At 70.1% G+C, this 20,539-nt stretch carries 30 protein-coding genes; 13 read left to right on the plus strand and 17 right to left on the minus strand.

Annotation, left to right across the window (positions count from 1 at the left end; all coding sequences use genetic code 11):
* The first annotated feature begins 13 nt into the window (after positions 1-13).
* The 13 genes from HYV93_04825 (at position 14) to HYV93_04885 (ending at position 11,433) form a co-directional block, all read left to right on the plus strand.
* Positions 14-298, plus strand: coding sequence for a hypothetical protein (locus HYV93_04825; GenBank protein MBI2525286.1), 285 nt, complete (start codon positions 14-16; stop codon positions 296-298).
* Positions 299-327: 29 nt separating this feature from the next.
* On the plus strand, positions 328-1,194 hold the full coding sequence (locus tag HYV93_04830) for a branched-chain amino acid ABC transporter permease (GenBank protein ID MBI2525287.1): 867 nt from the start codon (positions 328-330) through the stop codon (positions 1,192-1,194).
* Positions 1,194-2,156 carry a branched-chain amino acid ABC transporter permease gene (locus HYV93_04835; protein ID MBI2525288.1) on the plus strand — a complete coding sequence of 321 codons (963 nt, stop codon included), beginning with the start codon at positions 1,194-1,196 and terminating at the stop codon, positions 2,154-2,156. The genes HYV93_04830 and HYV93_04835 overlap by 1 nt, the downstream gene beginning before the upstream one ends.
* A gap of 182 nt (positions 2,157-2,338) precedes the next feature.
* Entirely contained in the window at positions 2,339-3,001 is a 663-nt protein-coding gene (locus HYV93_04840; protein ID MBI2525289.1) for an ABC transporter ATP-binding protein, read from the plus strand.
* An 8-nt stretch (positions 3,002-3,009) separates the two neighbouring features.
* Complete coding sequence (locus HYV93_04845; GenBank protein ID MBI2525290.1) at positions 3,010-3,717, plus strand: ABC transporter ATP-binding protein; 708 nt, start codon at positions 3,010-3,012, stop codon at positions 3,715-3,717.
* A gap of 67 nt (positions 3,718-3,784) precedes the next feature.
* Entirely contained in the window at positions 3,785-4,468 is a 684-nt protein-coding gene (locus tag HYV93_04850) for a hypothetical protein (protein ID MBI2525291.1), read from the plus strand.
* Positions 4,469-4,496: 28 nt separating this feature from the next.
* Positions 4,497-4,823: a thioredoxin gene (gene trxA / locus HYV93_04855; protein MBI2525292.1), complete on the plus strand. Its 327-nt coding sequence runs from the start codon at positions 4,497-4,499 to the stop codon at positions 4,821-4,823.
* A gap of 11 nt (positions 4,824-4,834) precedes the next feature.
* Positions 4,835-6,373, plus strand: a complete 1,539-nt coding sequence (gene trpE / locus HYV93_04860) for an anthranilate synthase component I (protein ID MBI2525293.1) — start codon at positions 4,835-4,837, stop codon at positions 6,371-6,373.
* Positions 6,370-6,951: an aminodeoxychorismate/anthranilate synthase component II gene (locus HYV93_04865; protein ID MBI2525294.1), complete on the plus strand. Its 582-nt coding sequence runs from the start codon at positions 6,370-6,372 to the stop codon at positions 6,949-6,951. The genes trpE and HYV93_04865 overlap by 4 nt, the downstream gene beginning before the upstream one ends.
* 82 nt (positions 6,952-7,033) lie before the next feature.
* Positions 7,034-8,059: a thiamine-phosphate kinase gene (gene thiL, locus HYV93_04870; protein MBI2525295.1), complete on the plus strand. Its 1,026-nt coding sequence runs from the start codon at positions 7,034-7,036 to the stop codon at positions 8,057-8,059.
* On the plus strand, positions 8,052-9,329 hold the full coding sequence (locus HYV93_04875) for an HlyC/CorC family transporter (GenBank protein MBI2525296.1): 1,278 nt from the start codon (positions 8,052-8,054) through the stop codon (positions 9,327-9,329). Before thiL ends, HYV93_04875 begins: the two co-directional genes overlap by 8 nt.
* Positions 9,326-10,567, plus strand: a complete 1,242-nt coding sequence (locus tag HYV93_04880; protein MBI2525297.1) for an HlyC/CorC family transporter — start codon at positions 9,326-9,328, stop codon at positions 10,565-10,567. Before HYV93_04875 ends, HYV93_04880 begins: the two co-directional genes overlap by 4 nt.
* A gap of 191 nt (positions 10,568-10,758) precedes the next feature.
* Complete coding sequence (locus HYV93_04885; protein ID MBI2525298.1) at positions 10,759-11,433, plus strand: dienelactone hydrolase family protein; 675 nt, start codon at positions 10,759-10,761, stop codon at positions 11,431-11,433.
* Between the two features lie 219 nt (positions 11,434-11,652).
* On the opposite strand, the gene rplQ is transcribed toward HYV93_04885, so the two are convergent.
* The 17 genes from rplQ to HYV93_04970 form a co-directional block, all read right to left on the minus strand.
* Positions 11,653-12,135: a 50S ribosomal protein L17 gene (gene rplQ / locus HYV93_04890; protein MBI2525299.1), complete on the minus strand. Its 483-nt coding sequence runs from the start codon at positions 12,133-12,135 to the stop codon at positions 11,653-11,655.
* Entirely contained in the window at positions 12,132-13,118 is a 987-nt protein-coding gene (locus HYV93_04895; GenBank protein ID MBI2525300.1) for a DNA-directed RNA polymerase subunit alpha, read from the minus strand. The genes rplQ and HYV93_04895 overlap by 4 nt, the downstream gene beginning before the upstream one ends.
* A 6-nt stretch (positions 13,119-13,124) precedes the next feature.
* The gene (rpsD, locus tag HYV93_04900) at positions 13,125-13,748 is read right to left on the minus strand and encodes a 30S ribosomal protein S4 (protein MBI2525301.1); all 624 of its coding nucleotides are present in this window, start codon (positions 13,746-13,748) and stop codon (positions 13,125-13,127) included.
* 14 nt (positions 13,749-13,762) lie between these two features.
* On the minus strand, positions 13,763-14,176 hold the full coding sequence (rpsK, locus tag HYV93_04905) for a 30S ribosomal protein S11 (protein MBI2525302.1): 414 nt from the start codon (positions 14,174-14,176) through the stop codon (positions 13,763-13,765).
* Positions 14,177-14,187: 11 nt separating this feature from the next.
* Positions 14,188-14,595, minus strand: a complete 408-nt coding sequence (rpsM, locus tag HYV93_04910) for a 30S ribosomal protein S13 (GenBank protein MBI2525303.1) — start codon at positions 14,593-14,595, stop codon at positions 14,188-14,190.
* A 48-nt stretch (positions 14,596-14,643) separates the two neighbouring features.
* Entirely contained in the window at positions 14,644-14,757 is a 114-nt protein-coding gene (rpmJ, locus tag HYV93_04915; GenBank protein ID MBI2525304.1) for a 50S ribosomal protein L36, read from the minus strand.
* 151 nt (positions 14,758-14,908) lie between these two features.
* Positions 14,909-15,127: a translation initiation factor IF-1 gene (infA, locus tag HYV93_04920; GenBank protein ID MBI2525305.1), complete on the minus strand. Its 219-nt coding sequence runs from the start codon at positions 15,125-15,127 to the stop codon at positions 14,909-14,911.
* A 14-nt stretch (positions 15,128-15,141) separates the two neighbouring features.
* The gene (map, locus tag HYV93_04925) at positions 15,142-15,903 is read right to left on the minus strand and encodes a type I methionyl aminopeptidase (protein MBI2525306.1); all 762 of its coding nucleotides are present in this window, start codon (positions 15,901-15,903) and stop codon (positions 15,142-15,144) included.
* Positions 15,900-16,562 (minus strand): adenylate kinase, encoded by a 663-nt coding sequence (locus tag HYV93_04930; GenBank protein MBI2525307.1) that lies wholly within the window; start codon positions 16,560-16,562, stop codon positions 15,900-15,902. The genes map and HYV93_04930 overlap by 4 nt, the downstream gene beginning before the upstream one ends.
* Complete coding sequence (gene secY, locus HYV93_04935) at positions 16,559-17,869, minus strand: preprotein translocase subunit SecY (GenBank protein MBI2525308.1); 1,311 nt, start codon at positions 17,867-17,869, stop codon at positions 16,559-16,561. The genes HYV93_04930 and secY overlap by 4 nt, the downstream gene beginning before the upstream one ends.
* Positions 17,869-18,324: a 50S ribosomal protein L15 gene (gene rplO / locus HYV93_04940; protein MBI2525309.1), complete on the minus strand. Its 456-nt coding sequence runs from the start codon at positions 18,322-18,324 to the stop codon at positions 17,869-17,871. Before rplO ends, secY begins: the two co-directional genes overlap by 1 nt.
* Entirely contained in the window at positions 18,321-18,551 is a 231-nt protein-coding gene (gene rpmD, locus HYV93_04945; protein MBI2525310.1) for a 50S ribosomal protein L30, read from the minus strand. Before rpmD ends, rplO begins: the two co-directional genes overlap by 4 nt.
* Positions 18,487-19,017, minus strand: a complete 531-nt coding sequence (rpsE, locus tag HYV93_04950) for a 30S ribosomal protein S5 (protein ID MBI2525311.1) — start codon at positions 19,015-19,017, stop codon at positions 18,487-18,489. The genes rpmD and rpsE overlap by 65 nt, the downstream gene beginning before the upstream one ends.
* A gap of 10 nt (positions 19,018-19,027) precedes the next feature.
* Entirely contained in the window at positions 19,028-19,393 is a 366-nt protein-coding gene (locus tag HYV93_04955; GenBank protein MBI2525312.1) for a 50S ribosomal protein L18, read from the minus strand.
* A complete protein-coding gene (gene rplF / locus HYV93_04960) occupies positions 19,393-19,935 on the minus strand; it encodes a 50S ribosomal protein L6 (protein MBI2525313.1) in 543 nt (180 codons plus the stop codon). The genes HYV93_04955 and rplF overlap by 1 nt, the downstream gene beginning before the upstream one ends.
* Before the next feature lie 8 nt (positions 19,936-19,943).
* Entirely contained in the window at positions 19,944-20,339 is a 396-nt protein-coding gene (rpsH, locus tag HYV93_04965) for a 30S ribosomal protein S8 (protein MBI2525314.1), read from the minus strand.
* 13 nt (positions 20,340-20,352) lie between these two features.
* Positions 20,353-20,538, minus strand: coding sequence for a type Z 30S ribosomal protein S14 (locus HYV93_04970; protein ID MBI2525315.1), 186 nt, complete (start codon positions 20,536-20,538; stop codon positions 20,353-20,355).
* Between the last annotated feature and the right edge of the window lies 1 nt (position 20,539).

A 20,539-nucleotide genomic window follows, 5' to 3' on the forward strand; every position in this document is an offset into this window, starting at 1 on the left:
GGGCGAACGCCAGATGCTCTCGATCTCCCGGGCGATGATCCTGCGGCCGCGGCTCCTCCTGCTCGACGAGCCGTCCGAGGGGCTGAGTCCGCTCCTGGTGAAGGAGATGTTCGCGGTGCTGGGGCGCGTGGCGCGGGGGCTGGGCACCACCGTGCTGGTCGTGGAGCAGAACGTGCGGGCGGCGCTCGGCATCGCCTCGCGCGTGTACGTGATGCGACTCGGCCACATCGTGATGGAGGAACGCGACCCGTCGAGGCTGCTGGACGGCGACGCCCTGCGCCGGGCGTACATCAGCTGAGCGGCACCCGCGTGGTACAGTAGCCGCCGATGACCGTCGAGGTGCTGCTCCAGGGGATCGTCGGCGGACTCCTCATGGGTTGCATCTACGCCCTGATCGCCGCTGGCCTCTCCCTCATCTTCGGCCTCATGGAGATCGTGAACTTCGCCCACGGCGAGTTCCTGATGCTCGCCATGTTCTCCACCTTCTGGGCCTGGGCGCTCTGGCGGCTCGACCCGCTCCTCTCGCTCCCCCTCACGGCCGGGCTCCTCTTCCTCCTCGGCGTGGCCACCTACCAGGGAATCATCCGGTGGATCCTCGGCGCGCCCATGCTCGCGCAGATCTTCGCCACGTTCGGCCTGGCCGTCTGCCTGCGCTCGGCGGCCCAGGCGCTCTGGGGGGCGGACTTCCACCTCGTGCGGGACCCGTGGGTGCAGGGCCGCCTCTCGGTGGGCGGGCTCTACGTGGGCCTGCCGCAGCTCGTCGCCAGCGTGGGGGCGGTGGTGGCCTTCGGCTTCCTCTACTGGTTCATCCGCAGGACGGAGACGGGGCTCGCGCTCCAGGCCACGGCCCAGGACCGGCAGGCGGCCTCGCTCATGGGTATCCACACGGAGCGGATGTTCGCGCTGGGCTGGGGCATCGGCGCAGCCTGCGTCGGCGTGGCGGGGGCGCTCCTCACGATCTTCTTCTACGTCTTCCCCGACGTGGGCGCGACCTTCTCGCTGCTCGCCTACGTCGCGGTGGCGCTGGGGGGCTTCGGCAACGTGCCGGGGACCCTCGCGGCCGGGGTGATCGTGGGGCTCGTGGAGGTGCTGGGCGGCCTCCTCATCGCGCCCGCGCTCAAGTACGTGGCGGTGTTCGCCATGTACCTGGTGGTCGTCCTCGTGCGTCCCCAGGGCCTGTTCGGCCGCTTCTGATGCCCCGCAGGCTCAGGATCGCGGCCGGCCTCCTGGCGCTGGGGGCGCTGCTCGTCTTCCCGCTCGTCTTCACCCTTCCCTTTCCGCGCCACGTGATGATCATGATCTTCCTCTACGCCATGCTGGCCCAGGCGTGGAACCTGCTGGCGGGCTATTGCGGCCAGATCTCGCTGGGCCACGCCGTGTTCTTCGGCGCGGGCGCCTACACCTCCAGTGTTCTGGTCAAGCAGCTCGGGCTCACGCCGTGGCTCGGGATGCTCGCCGGGGCGCTCGTGGCGGTGGCGCTCTCGCAGGTGATCGGCTACCCGGTGTTCCGGCTGCGGGGCCACTACTTCGCCATCGCCACCATCGCCGTGGGCGAGATCGTCCAGACGCTCGTCATCAACTGGGACTGGGTGGGCGGCGCCCGCGGGCTCTTCGTGCCCCTCAAGCGTCCCGACTCCTTCCTGAACTTCCAGTTCCACGAGAGCAAGCAGGCCTACTACTACATCGCGCTGGGGTTCCTGCTCCTGGCGCTCTGGATCACCCGCCGGACCGAGCGGTCGCGCACCGGCTACTACTTCCGCGCCATCCGCGAGGACCAGGACGCCGCGGCGAGCCTCGGCATCCCCGTGGCCCGCTACAAGCTGCGCGCCATGGCGCTGTCGGCGGGGCTCACCGCGCTCGGGGGAACCTTCTACGCCCAGTACATCCTCTTCATCGACCCCGAGTCGGTGCTGCCGCTGTCGCTCTCGATCCTGATCTGTCTCGTGGCCGTGCTGGGCGGGGTCGGCACGCTCTGGGGGCCGCTGATCGGCGCCGCCATCCTGGTGCCGCTCGGCGAGGGGACGCGCGTCTTCCTCGGCGGCACGGGCAAGGCCCTCGACCTCGTCGTCTTCGGCGCGCTCATCGTGCTGGTGTCCGTCATCCAGCCGGGCGGCATCATGGCGCTGGCCCAGCGGGGCCGCCGGCGGACCGGCTAGTGCCGGGCCAATGAACTTCGCCATACTTCGTTCTCGGTCGGCGCGGGCGCTCAACGTACAGCGAGTACGCCTCGCGCCCGCGCCTCCCTCGGGCCTCGTCTGGCTCGTTCCTTGGCCCGGCACCGTGCGGGAGCCCGCGTGGCGCGGGCGAGCACTTCGGCGGGCTCACCGCCAACCGCGACATCTCCTTCCAGGTGGCGCCCGGGGAGCTGGTGGGCATCATCGGGCCCAACGGCGCGGGCAAGTCCACGCTCTTCGACCTCATCACGGGCGTCCTGGCACCCGATGCGGGGACGGTGCTGCTCGACGGCGCCCCCATCACGGGCCTGCGGCCGGACCAGGTGAGCCGCCGCGGCGTCGCCCGCACCTTCCAGAAGCTGCGCCCCTTCGCCCACATGACCGCCCTCGAGAACGTGATGGTGGGCGCCTTCCAGCGCACCCGGGATCCTGCCGAGGCGCGCGCCCGCGCCATCGGCGCGCTCCTGTCGGTGGGGCTCGCCGGCAAGGAGGAGGCCTACGCCCGGGTGCTCTCCACGGGCCAGCGCAAGCGCCTGGAGCTGGCGCGCGCGCTGGCCACGCGGCCGCGCCTCCTCCTGCTCGACGAGGTCACGGGCGGCGTGGACCAGGGCAGCATCCCCGGCCTCGTGGACCTGGTCCGCCGGCTGCACGGGGAAGGGGCCGCGCTGGTGGTGATCGAGCACAACATGCGCGTGATCATGGACATCTCCCAGCGCATCGTGGCGCTGCACCTGGGCGAGATCATCGCCTCGGGCCCGCCCCGGGACGTGGCGCGCGACCCGCGCCTGATCGAGGCCTACCTCGGCCAGGCCTATCACGGTGCGTGACGCCCGGCATGCTCGAGGCGCGCGCGCTGGACGTGCTCTACGGCGACTACCAGATCCTCTGGAACGCTCACTTCCGCGCGGGGGCGGGAGAAGTGGTCGCCATCCTCGGGCCCAACGGCGCGGGCAAGTCCACGCTGATGAACACGCTCTCGGGGCTCGTGCGGGCCCGGAGGGGAGAGATCACCTTCAGGGGCCAGCCCATCTCCGGTCTGCCCCCGCACCGCATCGTGGGGCTGGGGCTCGCGCACGTGCTCGAGCGGCGTCGGCTCTTCCCCTACCTCACCGTCCGGGAGAACCTCCTCCTGGGCGCCTACAATCCCGGGGCCCGCGCCCACCGGGAAGGCACCCTCGCCGACGTCGAGGCGCTCTTCCCGTTCCTCCGGTCGCGCGCCGGCCAGCTGGCCCACACCCTCTCGGGCGGCGAGCAGCAGATGGTGGCCATCGCGCGGGGGCTCATGGCGCGGCCCGCGCTCCTGATGATCGACGAGCCGTTCCTCGGGCTGGCGCCGCGCGTGGTGGCGCAGATCGCGGAGGTCATCACCGCCATCAACCGTGAGCGCGGCATCGCGGTGGTCTTCATCGAGCAGAACGTGGAGCTGGCGCTCCGCCTGGCCCACCGGGGCTACGTGCTGGAATCGGGGCGGACCATCCTCGACGGGCCCCCGGCCGCGCTGCTGGGCTCGCCGGAGGTGAAACGCATCTTCCTCGGCCACTGAGCCCTTCCCGCGAGGGGGGCGCGCTTGCGGTGTCCTGGGCGGTGTATTACAGTAGCTGTGCGATTTTATGGAACTCTCGCCCGCAGTCCTCGAGCCCGGACGCGCCTTCGCCGCCAGGGTTGCGACGTTTCTCCCGAGCCTCTTCGCGGCGCTCCTGGTCTTCCTCGTCGGCTGGCTCCTCGCCAAGGCCGTGCGGCTGCTGGTGTTCCGCTTCCTCCTGGCCGTCCGCTTCGACGTGGCCTCGGAGAAGTCCGGCATCGACGATGTCCTCGTCCGGGCGGAGCTGCGCCAGAGTCCCGCGGAGCTGGTGGCGCTCCTCGCCCACTGGCTCGTCCTGCTGATCGGGCTCATGACGGCCATCAACACCCTGGGGCTGTCCTCCGCGTCCGACCTGCTGAACCACGTCCTGCTCTACATCCCGAAGGTCATCGCCGCCGTCGTGGCCCTGATCCTGGGGCTCTTCTTCGCCAACTTCCTCGCAGGGGTGGTGAGGGCGGCCGCCGCCAACGCCGGGATGGGCGAGGCCGACGTGCTGGGAGCGCTCGCGCGCTACGCCATCGTGACCTTCACCGTGGCGGTGACGCTGCAGGAGCTGGGGATCGCGGCCGACCTGGTGCGGTGGGCCTTCGTGATCCTCTTCGGCGCCGTGGCGCTGGCCCTGGCCCTGGCCTTCGGGCTCGGGTGCAAGGATCTCGCGCGGGAGTGGATGGCTCGCTACCTCGACGGCGTCAGGCGCAGGAAGCCCCGCTAGAACATTCCCATCCGAGGAGAGACGGCCCATGGCAGACAGCGTGTTGCAGCTGAGCGAGGCGACCTTCGACGCGGAGGTGGGCAAGCACCAGGAGGTCCTGATGGTCGACTTCTGGGCGGAGTGGTGCGCCCCCTGTCGCGCCATCGCGCCGACCCTGGACCAGCTGGCCCGCGAGTCCAGCGGCAAGGTCACGCTCGCCAAGGTCAACGTGGACGAGAACCCGGCCCTGGCCGCCCGCTACGGGATCCGCTCGATCCCCACGATCCTGCTCCTGAAGGGCGGTGCGGTGGTGGATCAGATCGTGGGCGCGGTCCCGAAGGCCCAGATCAAGAAGAAGCTGGACGCGCTGGCCTGACGGCCGGAGCCATGCGATCGGTCGGACCCGGCATCCCGGCGCTGTCGCCGTCGCGCGACGAGTTCCGCGCCCTCGCGGAGCGCGGGAACATGGTGCCGGTCTACGCGGAGCTGGCCGCGGACCTCGACACTCCGCTCTCGGCCTTCCTGCGGCTGCGGCCGGGGCCCTATGCATTCCTGCTGGAGTCGGTGGAGGGCGGCGAGAAGTGGGCGCGGTACTCCTTTCTCGGCAGCGACCCCCTGATGGTGTTCACCGCCAGGGGTGGCCGCGTGGCGCTCCGTCACGCCGACGGCCGCACCGAGCGGTTGCCGACGGCGAACCCCCTGGACGGGCTCAGGAGCGTGCTGGCGCGCTTCACGCCGGTGGCGGTACCCGGACTGCCGCGCTTCCAGGGCGGCGCCGTGGGCCTCTTCGCCTACGACATGGTCCGCCACGTGGAGCGCCTCCCGCGGCAGGCCAAGGACGATCTGCGGCTCCCCGAGGCGGTGTTCATGCTCACCGACAGCCTGCTGGCCTTCGACAACCTCCGCCACCGCCTGCTCGTCATCGCCAACGCCCACGTGGGGAAGACCGACCCGGCCTCCCTCGACCGCGCCTACGACCAGGCCGCGCTGAAGATCGGGATGCTGCTGGCCAAGCTCGGCCGGCCGGCCCGGCCACCGGCGCCCCTCACCTTCCCCGATCCTGCGCCGCTCGTCGCCCTCGGCGAGGAGGGGTTCACCTCCACCATGGACGAGGCCTCGTACATGGAGCGCGTCCGCCGCGCGAAGGAGTACATCGCCTCCGGGGACGCCTACCAGGTGGTGGTCTCGCGCCGGCTCGACACGGAGCTCAGGGCCGACCCCTTCACCGTGTACCGCGCGCTCCGGAGCGTCAATCCCTCACCCTACCTCTTCTTCCTCCGCCTCGGCCGCACGAGCGTCGTGGGCTCCTCCCCCGAGGTGCTGGTGCGCCTGGAGGACGGCCGCGTGGAGGAGCGCCCCATCGCCGGCACCCATCCGCGCGGCGCCAGCGACGAGGAGGATGCGCGGCTGGCGGCCGAGATGGCCGCCGATCCCAAGGAGCGCGCCGAGCACGTCATGCTGGTGGACCTGGGCCGCAACGACGTGGGGCGCGTCTCTCGCGTCGGCTCGGTGGAGGTCACCGAGTTCATGGTCGTGGAGCGCTACTCGCACGTGATGCACCTGGTGAGCCACGTGCGGGGACGGCTCGCTCCGGGCAAGGACGCCTTCGACGTGCTGGCGGCCTGCTTCCCGGCCGGCACGCTCACGGGGGCTCCGAAGATCCGCGCCATGGAGATCATCGAGGAGCTGGAGCCCACGCGTCGCGGCCCTTACGGGGGCGCGGTGGGGTACATCTCCTACTCGGGCAACCTGGACTCGTGCATCACGATCCGCACCGTGGTCTGCCACGGAGGGCGCGCCTCCATCCAGGTGGGCGCAGGTATCGTGGCGGACTCCGATCCCAAGCTCGAGTGGCTCGAGACCTGCTCGAAGTCGCGCGGCATCATTCTGGCCCTCCGCATCGCCGGCCGGGAGGCCGCCTCGTGATCCTCGTCCTCGACAATTACGACTCCTTCACCTATAACCTGGTCCAGTACCTGGGCGAGCTCGGCGGCGAGGTCCGCGTGGCGCGGAACGATGCGCTCAGCGTGGACGACGTGGCCCGCCTGGCGCCGGAGCGGATCGTCATCTCGCCGGGGCCGGGCCATCCCGCCCAGGCGGGCATCTCGCTGGCCCTGATCGGCGCCCTGCACGCCGCCACCCCGATCCTCGGTGTCTGCCTCGGCCACCAGGCCATCGGCCAGGCCTTCGGCGCCACCGTCACGCGGGCCCGCACGCAGATGCACGGCAAGACCTCACGCATCCACCACGACGGCCGCGGCGCCTTCCGGGGCCTGCCCCAGGACTTCGAGGCCACGCGCTATCACTCGCTCGCGGTGCTCGACGACGGCTTCCCCGCAGACCTCGAGGTGTCGGCGCGGGCCGAGGACGGAGAGATCATGGGGCTCCGCCACCGCCGCTACCCGGTGGAGGGGGTCCAGTTCCACCCGGAGTCCATCCTGACCACGCAGGGCAAGGCGCTGCTCCGGAACTTCCTCGAGCTGTCGCCCGCTCGGTCCGCGTGATGGACGACCCCGACCCCCCAGCGTGCCGCGTGGACACATCGCCCGCGGCCCCGGGCCGCGGCTGCTCCGATCGAGTGATCCAGTGAATCTCCGGCGGGTGGGAGAGCTGGGGCTGATCCGCCGGATCCGCGAGGCGGGGAAGGAAGCCGACGATCCGGGCGTGGTCCTGGGCATCGGCGACGACACGGCAGTCCTGGCCCTCGACCCCGGCGCGGCGCTCCTGGCCACCACGGACCTCGTCGTGGAAGATGTCCACTTCAGGCGCGCGTCGGCATCTCCCCGTGACATCGGCTGGAAGGCCGTCGCCGTGAATCTCTCCGACATCGCCGCCATGGGCGGCCGACCGCGCTGGGCGCTCGTGGGCCTGGCGCTCCCCGCTTCCACGGAGGTCGAGGAGGTTGCGGCCCTCTACGAGGGCATGCGCGAGGCCGCGGCGCCGCACGGCGTCGCCATCGTCGGCGGCGACACCTCCGAGTCTCCCCACGGCTGGTTCGTCAACGTCACGCTGCTCGGCGAGCACGCCGGCACGCCGCGGCTGCGCTCGGCGGCCCGGCGGGGCGATCTCGTGGCCGTCACGGGGACGCTCGGGCGGTCGGTCGCCGGGCTCGCCCTGGTGGAGATGGGCAGGGAGCGGGCGCGCGCGGCCGGGATCGACGCCGGCGTCGTGGAAGAGCTCGCGCGGGCCCACCTCCGTCCCACGGCGCGGGTGGCCGAGGGCCGCTGGCTCGGCGAGGCGGCAGGGGTCCGCGCCATGATTGACTGCTCCGACGGGATCGCCACCGACCTGGGTCACATCTGTCGGGAGAGCGACGTCGGTGCCCGCGTCCTGCTCGACCGCCTGCCCGTCGCGGAGGCGGCACGGGCAGCAGCGCGGGCGCTCGGACGCGATCCCATCGAGTGGGCGGCGGCAGGTGGCGAGGACTACGAGCTGCTCCTGACCTGCGACCCCGCATCCGTAGAGGCGCTCGGAGCAGGGCTGCGCGCAGCGACCGGCACGCCCCTCACCGTGATCGGCGAGGTGGAGGGGCCCGGGGCGGGTATCGTCTGGCTCGGACCCGAGGGCCGGCCCGTGGCGGTCCGGGCCGGCTACGAGCACTTCGGTGGATAGCCTCACCGTCGTCGCGCTGGCGGCGCTCGGCGCGCTGGTGTTTCTCTCGGCGCTCCTCACCGGCGCCGAGGCCGCCTACTTCTCCCTGGGGCGGGCGCGGCTCAGACGGCTCGCCGAGGAACGAGGGGCGGGTGCCGCGCCGATCGCCCCGCTCCTCGAGCAGCCCCACGAGCTGCTGGTCACCCTCCTGGTGGGAATCACGGTCATCAACATCGGCGCCGCCGCCCTGGCCGCGGCGGTGGCGGAGCGGCTGTTCGGCAGCGCCGGCCTGGTCATCGCCATCGCCAGCATGGTCTTCCTGCTCAGCGTGTTCGGCGAGGTCCTCCCCATGACGCTGGCCGTGGAGCACCCGGAACGCTTCTCGGCGCTGGTGGGCCGGCCGGTGGCCTGGCTGTCGGTCCTGCTGACGCCGGTGCGCGTGGTCCTGGGGGGCTTGACACGGCTCACTCTTCGCCTGATCGGGTCGGAGCGGAGGCGGAGCGAGCCGGAGATCTCCGAGGAGGAGCTCCGGACGCTGGTGGACGTGGGCGCGCGCGAGGGCGTCGTGGAGCGGACCGAGCGGGAGATGATCCACCGGGTCTTCGAGCTGGAGGACACGCTCGTGCGGGAGGTGATGGTCCCGCGCCCGGACATGTTCTGCCTCGACGTCGCCACGCCGCCGGAACGACTGCTCGAGCTCCTCCGGGAGAACCTCCACTCGCGCGTGCCCGTGTTCGACGGGACCATCGACCAGATCGTCGGGGTGCTGTACACGAAGGATCTCCTGGCGCACCTGCGGGGGCTCCCGGCCGACTTCGATCTCCGCGCCCGGCTGCACCCGCCGTACTTCGTGCCCGAGTCCAAACGGGCCGACGCGCTGCTCCGCGAGTTCCAGGCGAAGAAGCTCCACCTGGCCATCGTCGTGGACGAGTACGGCGGCACCGCCGGCCTCGTGGCCCTCGAGGACGTGCTGGAAGAGCTGGTCGGAGAGATCCGGGACGAGTTCGACGAGGAGGAGCGGCTCATCCAGGCCGTCGGCGACGGCGCCTTCCGCGTGTCGGGCAAGCTGCCCATCGACGAGCTGAACGCCGCCGCCGGGCTCAGCGTCTCCAATGAGGCCTACGACACAGTCGGGGGCTGGGTGCTGGATCTCTTCGGCCGGATCCCCCACAAGGGGGAGACGACCGACGCCCCCCAGGTGAGCGTGACCGTCGAGAAGGTGGAACGGACCCGGGTGGTGGAGGTGCTCGTGAAGCTCAGGGGCGCTCCGGAAGCCCCGGGGGACGCGTGATCTACCTCTGGATCATCCTCCTGGCACTGGTGGTCACCGCGCTCTTCTCGGCGGCGGAGATGGCCTTCATCGCCGCCAACCGGCTGCGGCTGCGCCATCTGGCCGAGGGGGGCGACCGGGTCGCCGCACGGTACCTCGAGTCCTTCCGGCGGCCCGAGCGCGTGCTGTCCACCGCCATGATGGGCGTGACCATCGCCCACATCACGGCGTCATCGGTCGCCACGTGGGCCTTGCTCCCGGTGCTGGGAGGGGCCGCCGCGCTGATCGTCACGCTCGGGCTCACCCCGCTCATGCTGGTCTTCGGCGAGGTCATTCCCAAGGCCGTGGCGCAGGAGTGGGCGACCGCGCTGATCCGTCACCTCTTCCGCGTGATCGAGGTGGCGACCCACGCCCTCAAGCCCCTCACCTGGGGTTCCAGCACCCTTGTGGTCGGGGTGCTGGCACTCGTCGGGCGCCAGCGCACGGCGGCCAGGCACTTCGTCTCCCGCGAGGAGCTCAAGCTCCTGCTCCAGATGGAGCCGGAGGAAGCCGCGGTGAGCACCTCGGAGGCCGAGATGATCGACAAGATCTTCGACCTCGGGGAGACCGCCGTGCGCGAGGTGATGGTGCCCCTCGTGGACGTCGTCCTGCTGCCCGAGTCGGCCACGCCCGACGAGGCCGTCCGGCTCATGAGCGAGCGCGGCTTCTCGCGCATCCCCGTCTACACGGACCGGGTCTTCAACATCGTGGGTGTGGTGACGGCCATGGACCTGCTGCGGCGCGGGGTCGTGGCGGCTGACCTGCGCGCGCTCATGCGCCCGGCCCCGTACGTGCCGGAGACGAAGCGCATCGACGACCTCCTGCCCGAGATGCAGAAGGCCCGGGTGCAGCTCGCGGTGGTGGTGGACGAGTACGGCGGTGCGGTGGGCATCGTCACCGTGGAGGACATCGTCGAGGAGATCGTGGGCGAGATCCACGACGAGCACGACCGTCCCCCGGCCATGGTGGAGCGTCTCCCCGACGGGAGCTACCGCGTCGCCGCGCGCGTCGGGATCGACGAGCTGAACGAGTCCCTCGACTGGGAGCTGCCCAAGGGCGACTTCGAGACCGTCGCCGGGCTCGTCCTCGCCACCCTGCACCGCATCCCGGCGGTGGGCGAGGAATTCCAGGTGGGCCGGCACTCGTTCACCGTGCTGGAGGCCAACGAGCGCCGGGTGCTGACCGTCCGCATCTCCCCGCCCACACCCGGGGCCTCATGAGAAGCCCTCCACGGCGGAAGGCCCTCACGGTAGAATGGGCGCCCCGGCGATGCGCACGCCCCGATGAGCCCCAACAGGGGCGAAGAGGCCCCGGCAATGCGGACGCCCCGATGAGCCCCAACAGGGGCGAAGAGGCCTTACCGCCAAACCGAAGTCATCCACATTCAACCAAGATAAAGGAGGCCAGGCCGATGCCAGGACGCATGGTGGAGTTCCCGAGCAACGGGCAGGTGACCCAGGGATACCTGGTAACCCCGGCAGCGGGCAAGGGCCCCGGGGTGCTGGTGATCCAGGAGTGGTGGGGCCTGGTGGGACACATCAAGAACGTCTGCGATCGGTTCGCGGCGGCAGGCTACTCGGCACTGGCGCCAGACCTGTACCACGGTAAGTCCACCTCCGAGCCAGACGAGGCGGGCAAGCTCTTCATGGCGCTCAACATCGCGCAAGCCGAAAAGGACCTCTCGGGGGCAGCGAGGTACCTGGCGGGCTTCTCGTCCACGAGCAAGCTCGGGGCCGTCGGGTTCTGCATGGGCGGTCAGCTCGCGCTCTTCGCCGGCTGCACCAATCGCAGCGTCGGCGCGGTGGTGAACTTCTACGGTGTCCACCCCAACGTGAAGCCCGATTACCGCCAGCTGGCCGGCCCGATGCTCGGGCTCTTCGCGGAGAAGGACCAGTTCGTCAACCCCTCGGTGGCGCGTCAACTGGACGCCGACGTCAAGGCCGTCGGCAAGCAGTCCGCGATCCACATCTATCCCGGGGTCGATCACGGTTTCTTCAATGACGACCGGGCCGACGTCTACAGCAAGGCCGCGGCCGAGGACGCCTGGAAACGCACTCTCGCCCATTTCCAGGCCCATCTGAAGTAGGAGCGCTGCGGCGAGGGGGCGGCTCGGCGCGGTCCCCTCGCCGCGGCTCCCGCCCTTCGTCGACGGCCCGCTGTTTGCACTACCGCGGGGCGGCCTCGTGCTCGGTGGGTCGGCGCCGCGCGGCGACGCCCGGGGGCACGCTCGTGACCGTCGGTGGGAGCGCCCTGCTGCAGCTCTGACGCAGGCGGCCAGAGCCGCCCTCGATGCGACTGCCGCGCGCTAGCCCGCGGCGGCCGCGGCCTTCTTCCTCCGCCCCTTCGGGGCCGCGGCTCCTGCGGCTCCCTTGTCGCTCCTCGGGGCCTTCTCTGCCTTCGTCCCCTTCTTGTCCTTCTCCTTCGGCGTCTCGGGCCGGTCGACCAGCTCGAGGATGACCATGGGGGCCCGGTCGCCGGGGCGGGTGCCTGCCCGGATGATGCGCGTGTAGCCGCCGCGGCGGTCACCGAAGCGCGCCGCGATGGCATCGAACAGCTTCTTGACCACGACCGGGTCGGGCACCATGGCCAGCACCTGGCGCCGGGCATGGAGCGACTCCTGCTTGGCCAGGGTCACCATCCGGTCGGCAAGCCCGCGGACCGCCTTGGCCTTGGCCTCGGTCGTGGTGATGCGCTCGTGCCGGAACAGCGCGACGAGCAGATTGCGGAAGAGCGCCCAGCGATGGGCCGTGACGCGCCCGAGCTTGAATCCTGCCTTGCCGTGCCTCACTTGGTCCCTCCGCGCCCCAGCGCACCCAGCACGTTCGGATCGATGCGCATGCCGAGCGAGAGGCCCAGCGCCGCCAGCGCGGTCTTGATCTCATCGATGGACTTCGTGCCGAGGTTCTTGACTTGATCGAGGTCCTGATCGGTCTTCTGGACGAGGTCCGCGACCGTCAGGATCTCCGTGTTGCGGAGCGCGTTGATCGCCCGCGCCGGAAGCGGCAGCTCCTCGAGGGTCTTGCTCAAGCTCTCCTGCAGGAAGCCTTCGCCCGAGGCCTCCACCTCCTCGTCCTCCTCGGGCCTTCCCTCGGGCGCCAGCAACGTGAAGTGGTCGCGCATGTAGCTGGCCGCCCGCGTCAGCGCCTCGTCGGGCGACACGGCCCCGTTGGTCCAGATCTCGACGATGAGCCGCTCGTAGTCCGTGATCTTGCCGAGTCGCGCGTTCTCGACCCCGTACGACACACGCTGGATCGGCGAGAAGGCCGCGTCCATGGGAATCGCGCCGGTCGGGACGGTCCCGGGGCGGTGCTTGTCGGCGGCGACGTAGCCCCGGCCGATCTCGATGCCCAGCTCGATGGCGAGCGCGCCGCCCTTCTCGAGCGTCGCGATGTGCACCTCCGGGTTGAGCACCTCGAGCCCGGTGGCCTCGGAGACGTCGGCGCCGGTGACCTCCCGGGGCCCCGTGGCCTCCAGGCGCGTGGTCATGGGCTCTCCCGACGGCACGTTGACGGCGAGCTTCCGCAAGTTCAGGAGCACGTCCAGCGTGTCCTCCTCCACCCCGGGGATGTGCGCCTCCTGGTCGCGCACGCCCTCGATCCGCACCCAGGCGACGGCCGCTCCCGGGATGATGGACAGGAGGGTTCGGCGCAAGGAGTTGCCCACGGTGAGCGCGTACCCCTTCTCGAAGGGCTCGGCCACGAGCCGGCCGTACCGGTCGGTGCTGATCTCCCACTCGATGTGCTTGGGCTTCTGAAACGGAATCCTGGCCATGATCTCCTACTTTGAGAACAGCTCGACGATCAGCTGCTCCTGCACGGGGATCTGGATGTCCTCCCGCATCGGGAGGCCCCGCACGGTCCCCTGCTTTTCGTTGACGTCCACCTGGAGCCATGGCGGAACCGCAGCGCGCCCCGCCGCCAGATTGTCGGCCACGCGCTCGGCGAACTTGGATCTCGGCCGAAGCTGGACGACTTCCCCCACCTTCACGATGTACGAGGGGACGGACACCTTTCGCCCGTTGACCTGGAAGTGCCCGTGGCCGACCATCTGCCGGCCCTCGCGCCGCGACGCCGCCATCCCCAGCCGGAATACCACGTTGTCCAGGCGCCGCTCGAGCAGCTTGAGCAGGTTCTCGCCGGTGACTCCCTTCTCGCGCTCCGCCCGCTCGAAGTACCGCCGGAACTGGCTCTCGAGCACGCCGTAGATGTGCTTGGCCTTCTGTTTCTCCCGGAGCTGCACCCCATAGGGCGTGAGCTTCGTCCGGCTGAGTCCGTGCTGGCCCGGGGGGTAGTTCCGCCGCTCGATGGCGCACTTCTCGGTGAAGCAGCGCGCCCCCTTCAGGAACAGCTTGATCCCCTCGCGCCGGCACTGCCGGCAGACCGCCGCTCGATATCTGGCCAACGCTCCCGCCCTCCCTACACCCGCCGCCGCTTCGGCGGCCGGCAGCCGTTGTGCGGAATCGGCGTCACGTCGCGGATCGCGGAGATCTCGAGCCCGACGGCCTGCAGCGACCGGATGGCCGCCTCGCGGCCTGCGCCGGGGCCCTTGACGAAGACCTCCACCTGCTTGAGCCCGAGATCCATGGCCTTCCGGGCGGCGTTCTCGGCAGCGGTCTGCGCGGCGAACGGCGTGCTCTTCCGCGAGCCCTTGAAGCCCACGCTCCCGGCGCTGGCCCACGAGATGACGTTGCCCGTCTTGTCGGTGAGGGTCACGATGGTGTTGTTGAAGGTGGCCTGCACGTGGGCGATCCCCACGCGGACCTCCTTGCGCTCTCGCTTGCGGCTGCCCTTTCGCGGGGCGGCCGGCTTCTCTTCGGCTGCGTCGGCCATGATACGGCTCCCTATTTCTTCGGCGCAGGGGCGGCAGGCGCGGCGGCGACCGGCTTCTTCTTGACCATGACGCCTTTGCTCCGGCCCTTGCGCGTCCGGGCGTTGGTGTGGGTGCGCTGGCCGCGCACGGGCAGACCCTTTCGGTGGCGGATCCCGCGGTAGCAGCCGATGTCCATCAGCCGCTTCACGTTCATGGCCACCTCTCTGCGGAGGTCGCCCTCCACCTTGTACGCGCGCTCGATGATCTCGCGGATGCGGGCCGTCTCGTCGTCGGTCCAGCTCTTGACTCGCTTGTTGGGGTCCACCCGGGCCTCGGCGAAGATCTTCCTCGCCGAGGGGATCCCGATCCCGTAGATGTACTGGATCGCGATCTCCCCGCGCTTGTCCCGCGGCAGATCCACTCCTGCGATACGTGCCATATGTCTTCTCTCCACGGGGCGGGCGGACGGGCCCACGCCCCTCCGGGGCTATCCCTGTCGCTGCTTGTGGCGCGGGTTCTTGCAGATGATGCGGACGGCCCCCTGCCGCCGAACGATCTTGCAGCTCTCGCAGCGCACCTTGATCGAAGGCCGGACTTTCATGACCCCTCCGGCACTGTGCTCGCCAGCTCTCTCATCCTCGTCTCTCTTCCCGATCCGCTCGCCTCGCCTCCGGCTGCGGCTCGCCCCCTCGCTCCGCTCGGGGCCCTCTCACCTTCGCTCGCCTCGCCTCCGGCTGCGGCTCGCCAGACCTTTACTTGAACCGGTACGTGATGCGGCCGCGCGTCAGGTCGTAGGGGGACAGCTCCACCTTCACCTTGTCCCCCGGGAGGATCCGGATGAAGTTCATCCGCATCTTCCCGGACACGTGGGCGAGCACCTTGTGCCCGTTCTCGAGCTCGACCCGGAACATGGCGTTGGGCAGCGGCTCGACGACGGTTCCCTCCACCTCGATGGCGTCTTCTTTGGTCATGCGACTCCCACCGCCTACGCCCCAGGCTCCCGGCGTGTCAGGATCTCCGGGCCGTTGTCCGTGATCGCGATCGTGTCCTCGAAGTGCGCCGCCAGACTGCCGTCCTCCGTGACCGCCGTCCAGCGGTCCTCGAGGATACGGACCTCCCACGAGCCGATGGTGACCATGGGCTCGATGGCCAGCACCATGCCGGCCTTGAGCATCGGCCCGCGCCCGGGCTCCCCGAAGTTCGGCACCTGGGGGTCCTCGTGGAGCTGCCGGCCGATGCCGTGGCCCACGAAGGCCCGCACCACCCCGAAGCCGTGGCTCTCGCAGTGGCTCTGCACCGCGTGCGAGATGTCGCCGAGACGGCTGCCCGGACGGCACTGGACGATGGCCTTGTCGAGGCTCTCGCGCGTCACGTCGAGCAGCTCCTGCACCCGCTGCGGCACGGCGCCCACTGCCAGCGTGATGGCGCAGTCGGCGTAGTACCCCTCGACGATACACCCCAGGTCCAGCCCGATGATGTCGCCCTCGGCCAATTTGCGCTTCTCCGACGGGATCCCGTGCACGACCTCGTGGTTGATGGAGGTGCACACCGTCGCGGGGTAGCCCCGGTACCCCTTGAAGGCCGACTGCGCCCCGCGTTTCACGATGAAGCTCTCGGCATCGGCGTCGATCTCCTTGGTCGTCACTCCCGCCCGCACGATCGCGCGGAGACGCTCCTTGACGTCGGCCAGGATGCGGCCGGCTGCCCGCATGTGACCCAACTCACGCCCTGACTTCAGGACGATCACGCCGCTCCCGCTCCCCCCACGGCCTTCCGGATGCTCGCCGTCACGCCGTCCATGGCCCCCTCGCCCCGGACGGCCTCCAGGAGGCCCCGGCGCTCGTAGTACGCCAGCAGCGGGGCCGTCTGTTTCTCGTAGACGTCGAGCCGGCGCGCCACCGCCGCGGGCGCGTCGTCCGCCCGCTGGTAGAGCTCGCCCGGGCAGCGGTCGCACCGGTCCGGCGTCTTCGGCGGCGCCGAGGCGACGTGGTAGGCGGTCCCGCACTTCCGGCAGACGCGCCGGCCGGTGAGCCGGCGCAGCAGTTCCTCGCGGGACACGTCGAGGAACACGACCCGGTCCAGCGGAAGCCCCTCGTCGCCGAGCAGCCGGTCGAGCGCCTCCGCCTGGATCACGGTGCGGGGGAAGCCATCCAGGACGAACCTCGCCTTGGCGTCGGGGCTCCGCAGCCGCTCGGCCACCAGCCCGATCACCACCTCGTCCGGCACCAGCGCGCCGGAGTCCATGTGTCGCTTGGCCTCGAGCCCGAGCGGATTGCCCTGCGCCGCCGCGTCCCGCAGCATGTCCCCCGTGGCGACCTGGGGAACGCCCCACTCCGCGGCCAGTTGTCGCGCCTGCGTCCCCTTGCCCGAACCGGGGGCTCCCAGAAGGATGATTCGGTGGCTCACGCGCGCGCCTTCGCCTTCCTCCGCAGGAATCCCTCGTAGTTCCGCATCAAGAGGTGCGACTCCATCTGCCGCACGGTGTCCAGTGCCACGCCGACGACGATCAGGAGGCTCGTCCCGCCGAAGTAGAACGGTGTGTTGAACCATTGGATGAGGAAGTCGGGGAGCACCGAGATGAGCGCCAGGAACACCGCGCCCGGCAGCGTGATGCGAGTCAGCGTCCGGTCGATGTACTCCGCCGTCTTCTTGCCCGGGCGCACGCCAGGAATGAAGCCACCGTACTTCTTCATATTGTCGGCGAGGTCCACGGGGTTGAACACGATGGCGGTGTAGAAGTACGCGAAGAAGATGATGAGGCCGCAGTACAGCAGCGTGTAGGTGAACCGGCCCGGCGACAGCGCCTCCGAGATGGCCTGCATCCACGGGTGCTGGATGAACCGAGTGAGCGTCGCCGGGAACAGGATGAGCGAAGAGGCGAAGATCACCGGGATGACCCCCGCCGTGTTCACCCGCAGCGGGATGTGGGTGGACTGCCCACCGTAGATCCGCCGGCCGACGACCCGCTTGGCGTACTGCACAGGGATCTTCCGCTGGCCCTCCTGCATGATCACCACCGCAGCCGTCACCCCGACCATCATGATGACGAGGCCGAGGAACACGAACAGCTTGAGCTCGCCCGTGGCGATGAGGGTGTACGACGACACGATGGCCGAGGGCAGGCGCACCACGATGCCGGCGAAGATGATGAGCGAGATGCCGTTGCCGATCCCTTTCTCGGAGATCTGCTCGCCCAGCCACATGATGAGCGCGGTCCCGGTGGTGAGCGTGATCATGGTGAGCAGTCGGAAGGCCCATCCCGGATCGGGGACGATGGTCCCGCCGCCGGGGCTCCGCATGCTCTCCAGACCCACCGCGATGCCGAAGGACTGCACGAGCGACAGCCCGATGGTGCCGTAGCGGGTGTACTGGGTGATCTTCTTCTTTCCGGCCTCCCCTTCCTTGGCGAGCCGCTCGAGCGCGGGGATCACCACCGTCAGGAGCTGCAGGATGATGGACGCCGAGATGTACGGCATGATGCCCAGCGCGAAGACGGTGAGCCGCCGCAGGTTGCCCCCGGAGAAGAGGTCCACCATGCCCAGCAGCGTGCCCTGGACCTGGTTGAAGAACTGGGCGAGCGCCGCGCCGTCGACCCCGGGCGTGGGGACGTGGGCTCCGAGGCGGTAAACGGCCAGCAGTCCCAGGGTCACCAGCACGCGACGCTTGAGCTCCGGGATCTTGAAGATGTTCCGGAAGCTCTGCAGGCCCTCCATCATGCCGGGAGCACCTCGACCCGCCCGCCAGCGGCCTCGACCTTGCGCCGCGCCGACTCGCTGATCTTGTGGGCGCGGACCGTGAGGGCATGGGAGACGTCGCCCTCGCCGAGGATCTTCACGGCGCCCCGGTCCGCCTTCTTGATCAGTCGGGCCTGGAGCAGGCTGTCAGGGTCCACCACGCTGCCCGCCGCGAAGCTCGCCACCACGTCCTTGAGGTTGACGATCGCGAACTCGCTCTTGCCGCCGTGAGGGAGGAAGCCGCGCTTGGGCAGCCTCCGGTAGAGCGGCATCTGGCCGCCCTCGAAGCCCGGACGAGCGCCCCCGCCGGAGCGGGCCTTGAGCCCCTTGTGGCCCTTCCCGGAGGTCTTGCCGTGCCCGGACCCGGGCCCGCGGCCGATGCGCTTGCGCTTCTTCGTGGAGCCGGGTGCCGGACGCAGATCTTCCAGTCTCATGCCTCGTCCACCTTGAGGCAGAACTCCACCGCCTTGATCATACCCCGGAGGGTCGGGGTGTCCTCCTGCTCGACCGTGTGCCGGATGCGGTGCAGCCCCAGGGCCTTGACGGTCGCCTCCTGCTTTGGGCTGAGCCCGATGATGCTCTTCACCAGGGTGACCCTAACCTTCCTTGGCACCGGCCACCTCCTGGTTCTCGCCGTCGACGGAGCGCCGGCGTGCAGCATGGATGTCCAGCAGCCGCTTCATGCGCCGGAGGGCGTCGATCGTGGCCTTCAGGACATTGTGCGGGTTGTTCGTACCGAGCGTCTTCGTGAGGATGTCCTGGACACCGGCCGCCTCCAGCACGGGGCGCACTGCTCCCCCGGCGATGACGCCGGTGCCCTGGGCGGCGGGCTTGAGGTACACGCGCGCCGCGCCGAAATGGCCCGTGATCTCACATGGGATGGTGGTGTCCCGCAGCGGGACGTAGACGAGATCCTTCTTGGCGTGCTCCACCGATTTCCGGATCGCCTCGGGCACCTCACGGGCCTTGCCGAGCCCTACCCCCACGTGGCCGTGCCCGTCCCCCACCACCACGAGGGCAGTGAAGGAGAACCGCCGGCCGCCCTTGACGACCTTGGCCACCCGGTTGATGGCAACCACCCGGTCGGTCAGGTCCAGCGCACTGGAATCGATTCGCGCCTGAGCCACTCAGCCCTCCTCAGAACGTGAGGCCACCGGCCCGAGCCGCATCGGCCAGTGCCTTGACCCGCCCGTGATATTGATAACCCCCTCGATCGAAGACCACGGCGCCCACGCCCTTCGCGCGCGCCCGCTGGGCGAGGAGCTCGCCTACCAGCTTGGCCGCCGCGACGTTGCCGCCGGTCTTCATCTTCTCCTGGAATTCGGGCGCGCGGCTGTCCACCGCCACCACGGTGCGTCGCGACACGTCGTCGACGATCTGCGCGTAGATGTGGTGAAGGCTCCGGAACACGGTGAGCCGCGGCCGTGCCGGCGTCCCCCGGACCGCGCGGCGGATGCGCACGTGGCGAATCTTGCGCCCCTCGACCTTGTGGCTCGTGAGCATCACTTGGCCCCCGCCTTCTTGCCGACCTTCCGCCGGATGTGCTCGTCGGCGTACTTGATCCCCTTGCCCTTGTACGGATCCGGCTTGCGGAGCGCGCGGAGCTTGGCCGCCGTCTGTCCGAGGAGCGCCTTGTCCGCCCCGCGCAACGTGATGGAAACCTGCTTCTCCACCTCGGCCTGGACCCCCTCGGGCAGCGGGAAGATCACCGGGTGGGAGTACCCCAGGGCGAGCTGCAGGTTCTGGCCCGCGACCTGGGCCCGATAGCCGATCCCGACGATCTCAAGCTTACGCTCGAAGCCGGTCTTGACCCCGTGGACCATGTTGGCCAGCAGCGAGCGTGTGAGCCCGTGCAGGGCCCGGACCGTACGCTGGTCCGAGGCGCGCGCCACCGTGAGCACGCTCCCGTCCGCGGCGACGGAGACACCGGCCGGGAGCGTGTGCGAGAGCTTGCCCCTGGGCCCGTCCACCCGGACGGTGGGCCCCGCGATGGCCACCGTGACGCCCTGGGGGATGGGAATGGGCTTCTTGCCGATTCGGGACATGGTCGCTCCTACCAGACGTAGGCCAGGACTTCGCCGCCCAGCCCCTGCTTGCGGACCTCGCGATCGGTCATCACGCCGCGCGACGTGGAGAGGATGGCGACGCCCATGCCCCCGAGGATCGAGGGGGTCTTGTCCTTTCCCACGTACACGCGCCGGCCAGGCCGCGACACGCGCACCAAGCCGGAGATGATCTTCTCGTTCCCCGTCCCGTACTTCAGGTACACGCGCAGGGTACCCGGCCGGGGCTCCTCGATGAAGCGGAAGTTCTTCACGAACCCCTCCGCCTTGAGGATCTCCGCGATCCGGACCTTGAGCTTGGAGGCCGGGATGTCCACCTTCTCGTGCTCGGCGCGACTGGCGTTGCGGATGCGAGTCAGCAGGTCCGCGATGGGATCCGTCATCATGGTTGCGGGGCTCCTACCAGCTCGCCTTGATCACGCCCGGTACCTCGCCCTTGAGCGCGAGTTCCCGGAAACAGATCCGGCAGCACTGGAACTTGCGGAGGAAGCCGCGCGGGCGCCCGCAGATCTTGCAGCGCGAGTAGGCCCGCGACTGGAACTTGGCCGGGCGCTGGGATTTCATGATCAGTGAGATCTTCGCCATG

The organism is Candidatus Rokuibacteriota bacterium, assembly GCA_016188005.1.
Classification (GTDB): domain Bacteria; phylum Methylomirabilota; class Methylomirabilia; order Rokubacteriales; family CSP1-6; genus UBA12499.

Coding starts and splice junctions, on each gene's coding strand:
- rplO (MBI2525309.1), bottom strand. CDS start 18,324: ATGAGACTGGAAGATCTGCGTCCGGCACCCGGCTCCACGAAGAAGCGC.
- secY (MBI2525308.1), bottom strand. CDS start 17,869: ATGGAGGGCCTGCAGAGCTTCCGGAACATCTTCAAGATCCCGGAGCTC.
- HYV93_04955 (MBI2525312.1), bottom strand. CDS start 19,393: ATGCTCACGAGCCACAAGGTCGAGGGGCGCAAGATTCGCCACGTGCGC.
- HYV93_04970 (MBI2525315.1), bottom strand. CDS start 20,538: ATGGCGAAGATCTCACTGATCATGAAATCCCAGCGCCCGGCCAAGTTC.
- HYV93_04825 (MBI2525286.1), top strand. CDS start 14: ATGCTCTCGATCTCCCGGGCGATGATCCTGCGGCCGCGGCTCCTCCTG.
- rplF (MBI2525313.1), bottom strand. CDS start 19,935: ATGTCCCGAATCGGCAAGAAGCCCATTCCCATCCCCCAGGGCGTCACG.
- trpE (MBI2525293.1), top strand. CDS start 4,835: ATGCGATCGGTCGGACCCGGCATCCCGGCGCTGTCGCCGTCGCGCGAC.
- trxA (MBI2525292.1), top strand. CDS start 4,497: ATGGCAGACAGCGTGTTGCAGCTGAGCGAGGCGACCTTCGACGCGGAG.
- rpmD (MBI2525310.1), bottom strand. CDS start 18,551: ATGCTGCACGCCGGCGCTCCGTCGACGGCGAGAACCAGGAGGTGGCCG.
- rpsM (MBI2525303.1), bottom strand. CDS start 14,595: ATGGCACGTATCGCAGGAGTGGATCTGCCGCGGGACAAGCGCGGGGAG.
- HYV93_04895 (MBI2525300.1), bottom strand. CDS start 13,118: ATGGCCAGGATTCCGTTTCAGAAGCCCAAGCACATCGAGTGGGAGATC.
- HYV93_04850 (MBI2525291.1), top strand. CDS start 3,785: ATGGAACTCTCGCCCGCAGTCCTCGAGCCCGGACGCGCCTTCGCCGCC.
- HYV93_04845 (MBI2525290.1), top strand. CDS start 3,010: ATGCTCGAGGCGCGCGCGCTGGACGTGCTCTACGGCGACTACCAGATC.
- rpsH (MBI2525314.1), bottom strand. CDS start 20,339: ATGATGACGGATCCCATCGCGGACCTGCTGACTCGCATCCGCAACGCC.
- rpsK (MBI2525302.1), bottom strand. CDS start 14,176: ATGGCCGACGCAGCCGAAGAGAAGCCGGCCGCCCCGCGAAAGGGCAGC.
- infA (MBI2525305.1), bottom strand. CDS start 15,127: ATGACCAAAGAAGACGCCATCGAGGTGGAGGGAACCGTCGTCGAGCCG.
- rpmJ (MBI2525304.1), bottom strand. CDS start 14,757: ATGAAAGTCCGGCCTTCGATCAAGGTGCGCTGCGAGAGCTGCAAGATC.
- HYV93_04835 (MBI2525288.1), top strand. CDS start 1,194: ATGCCCCGCAGGCTCAGGATCGCGGCCGGCCTCCTGGCGCTGGGGGCG.
- HYV93_04830 (MBI2525287.1), top strand. CDS start 328: ATGACCGTCGAGGTGCTGCTCCAGGGGATCGTCGGCGGACTCCTCATG.
- HYV93_04885 (MBI2525298.1), top strand. CDS start 10,759: ATGCCAGGACGCATGGTGGAGTTCCCGAGCAACGGGCAGGTGACCCAG.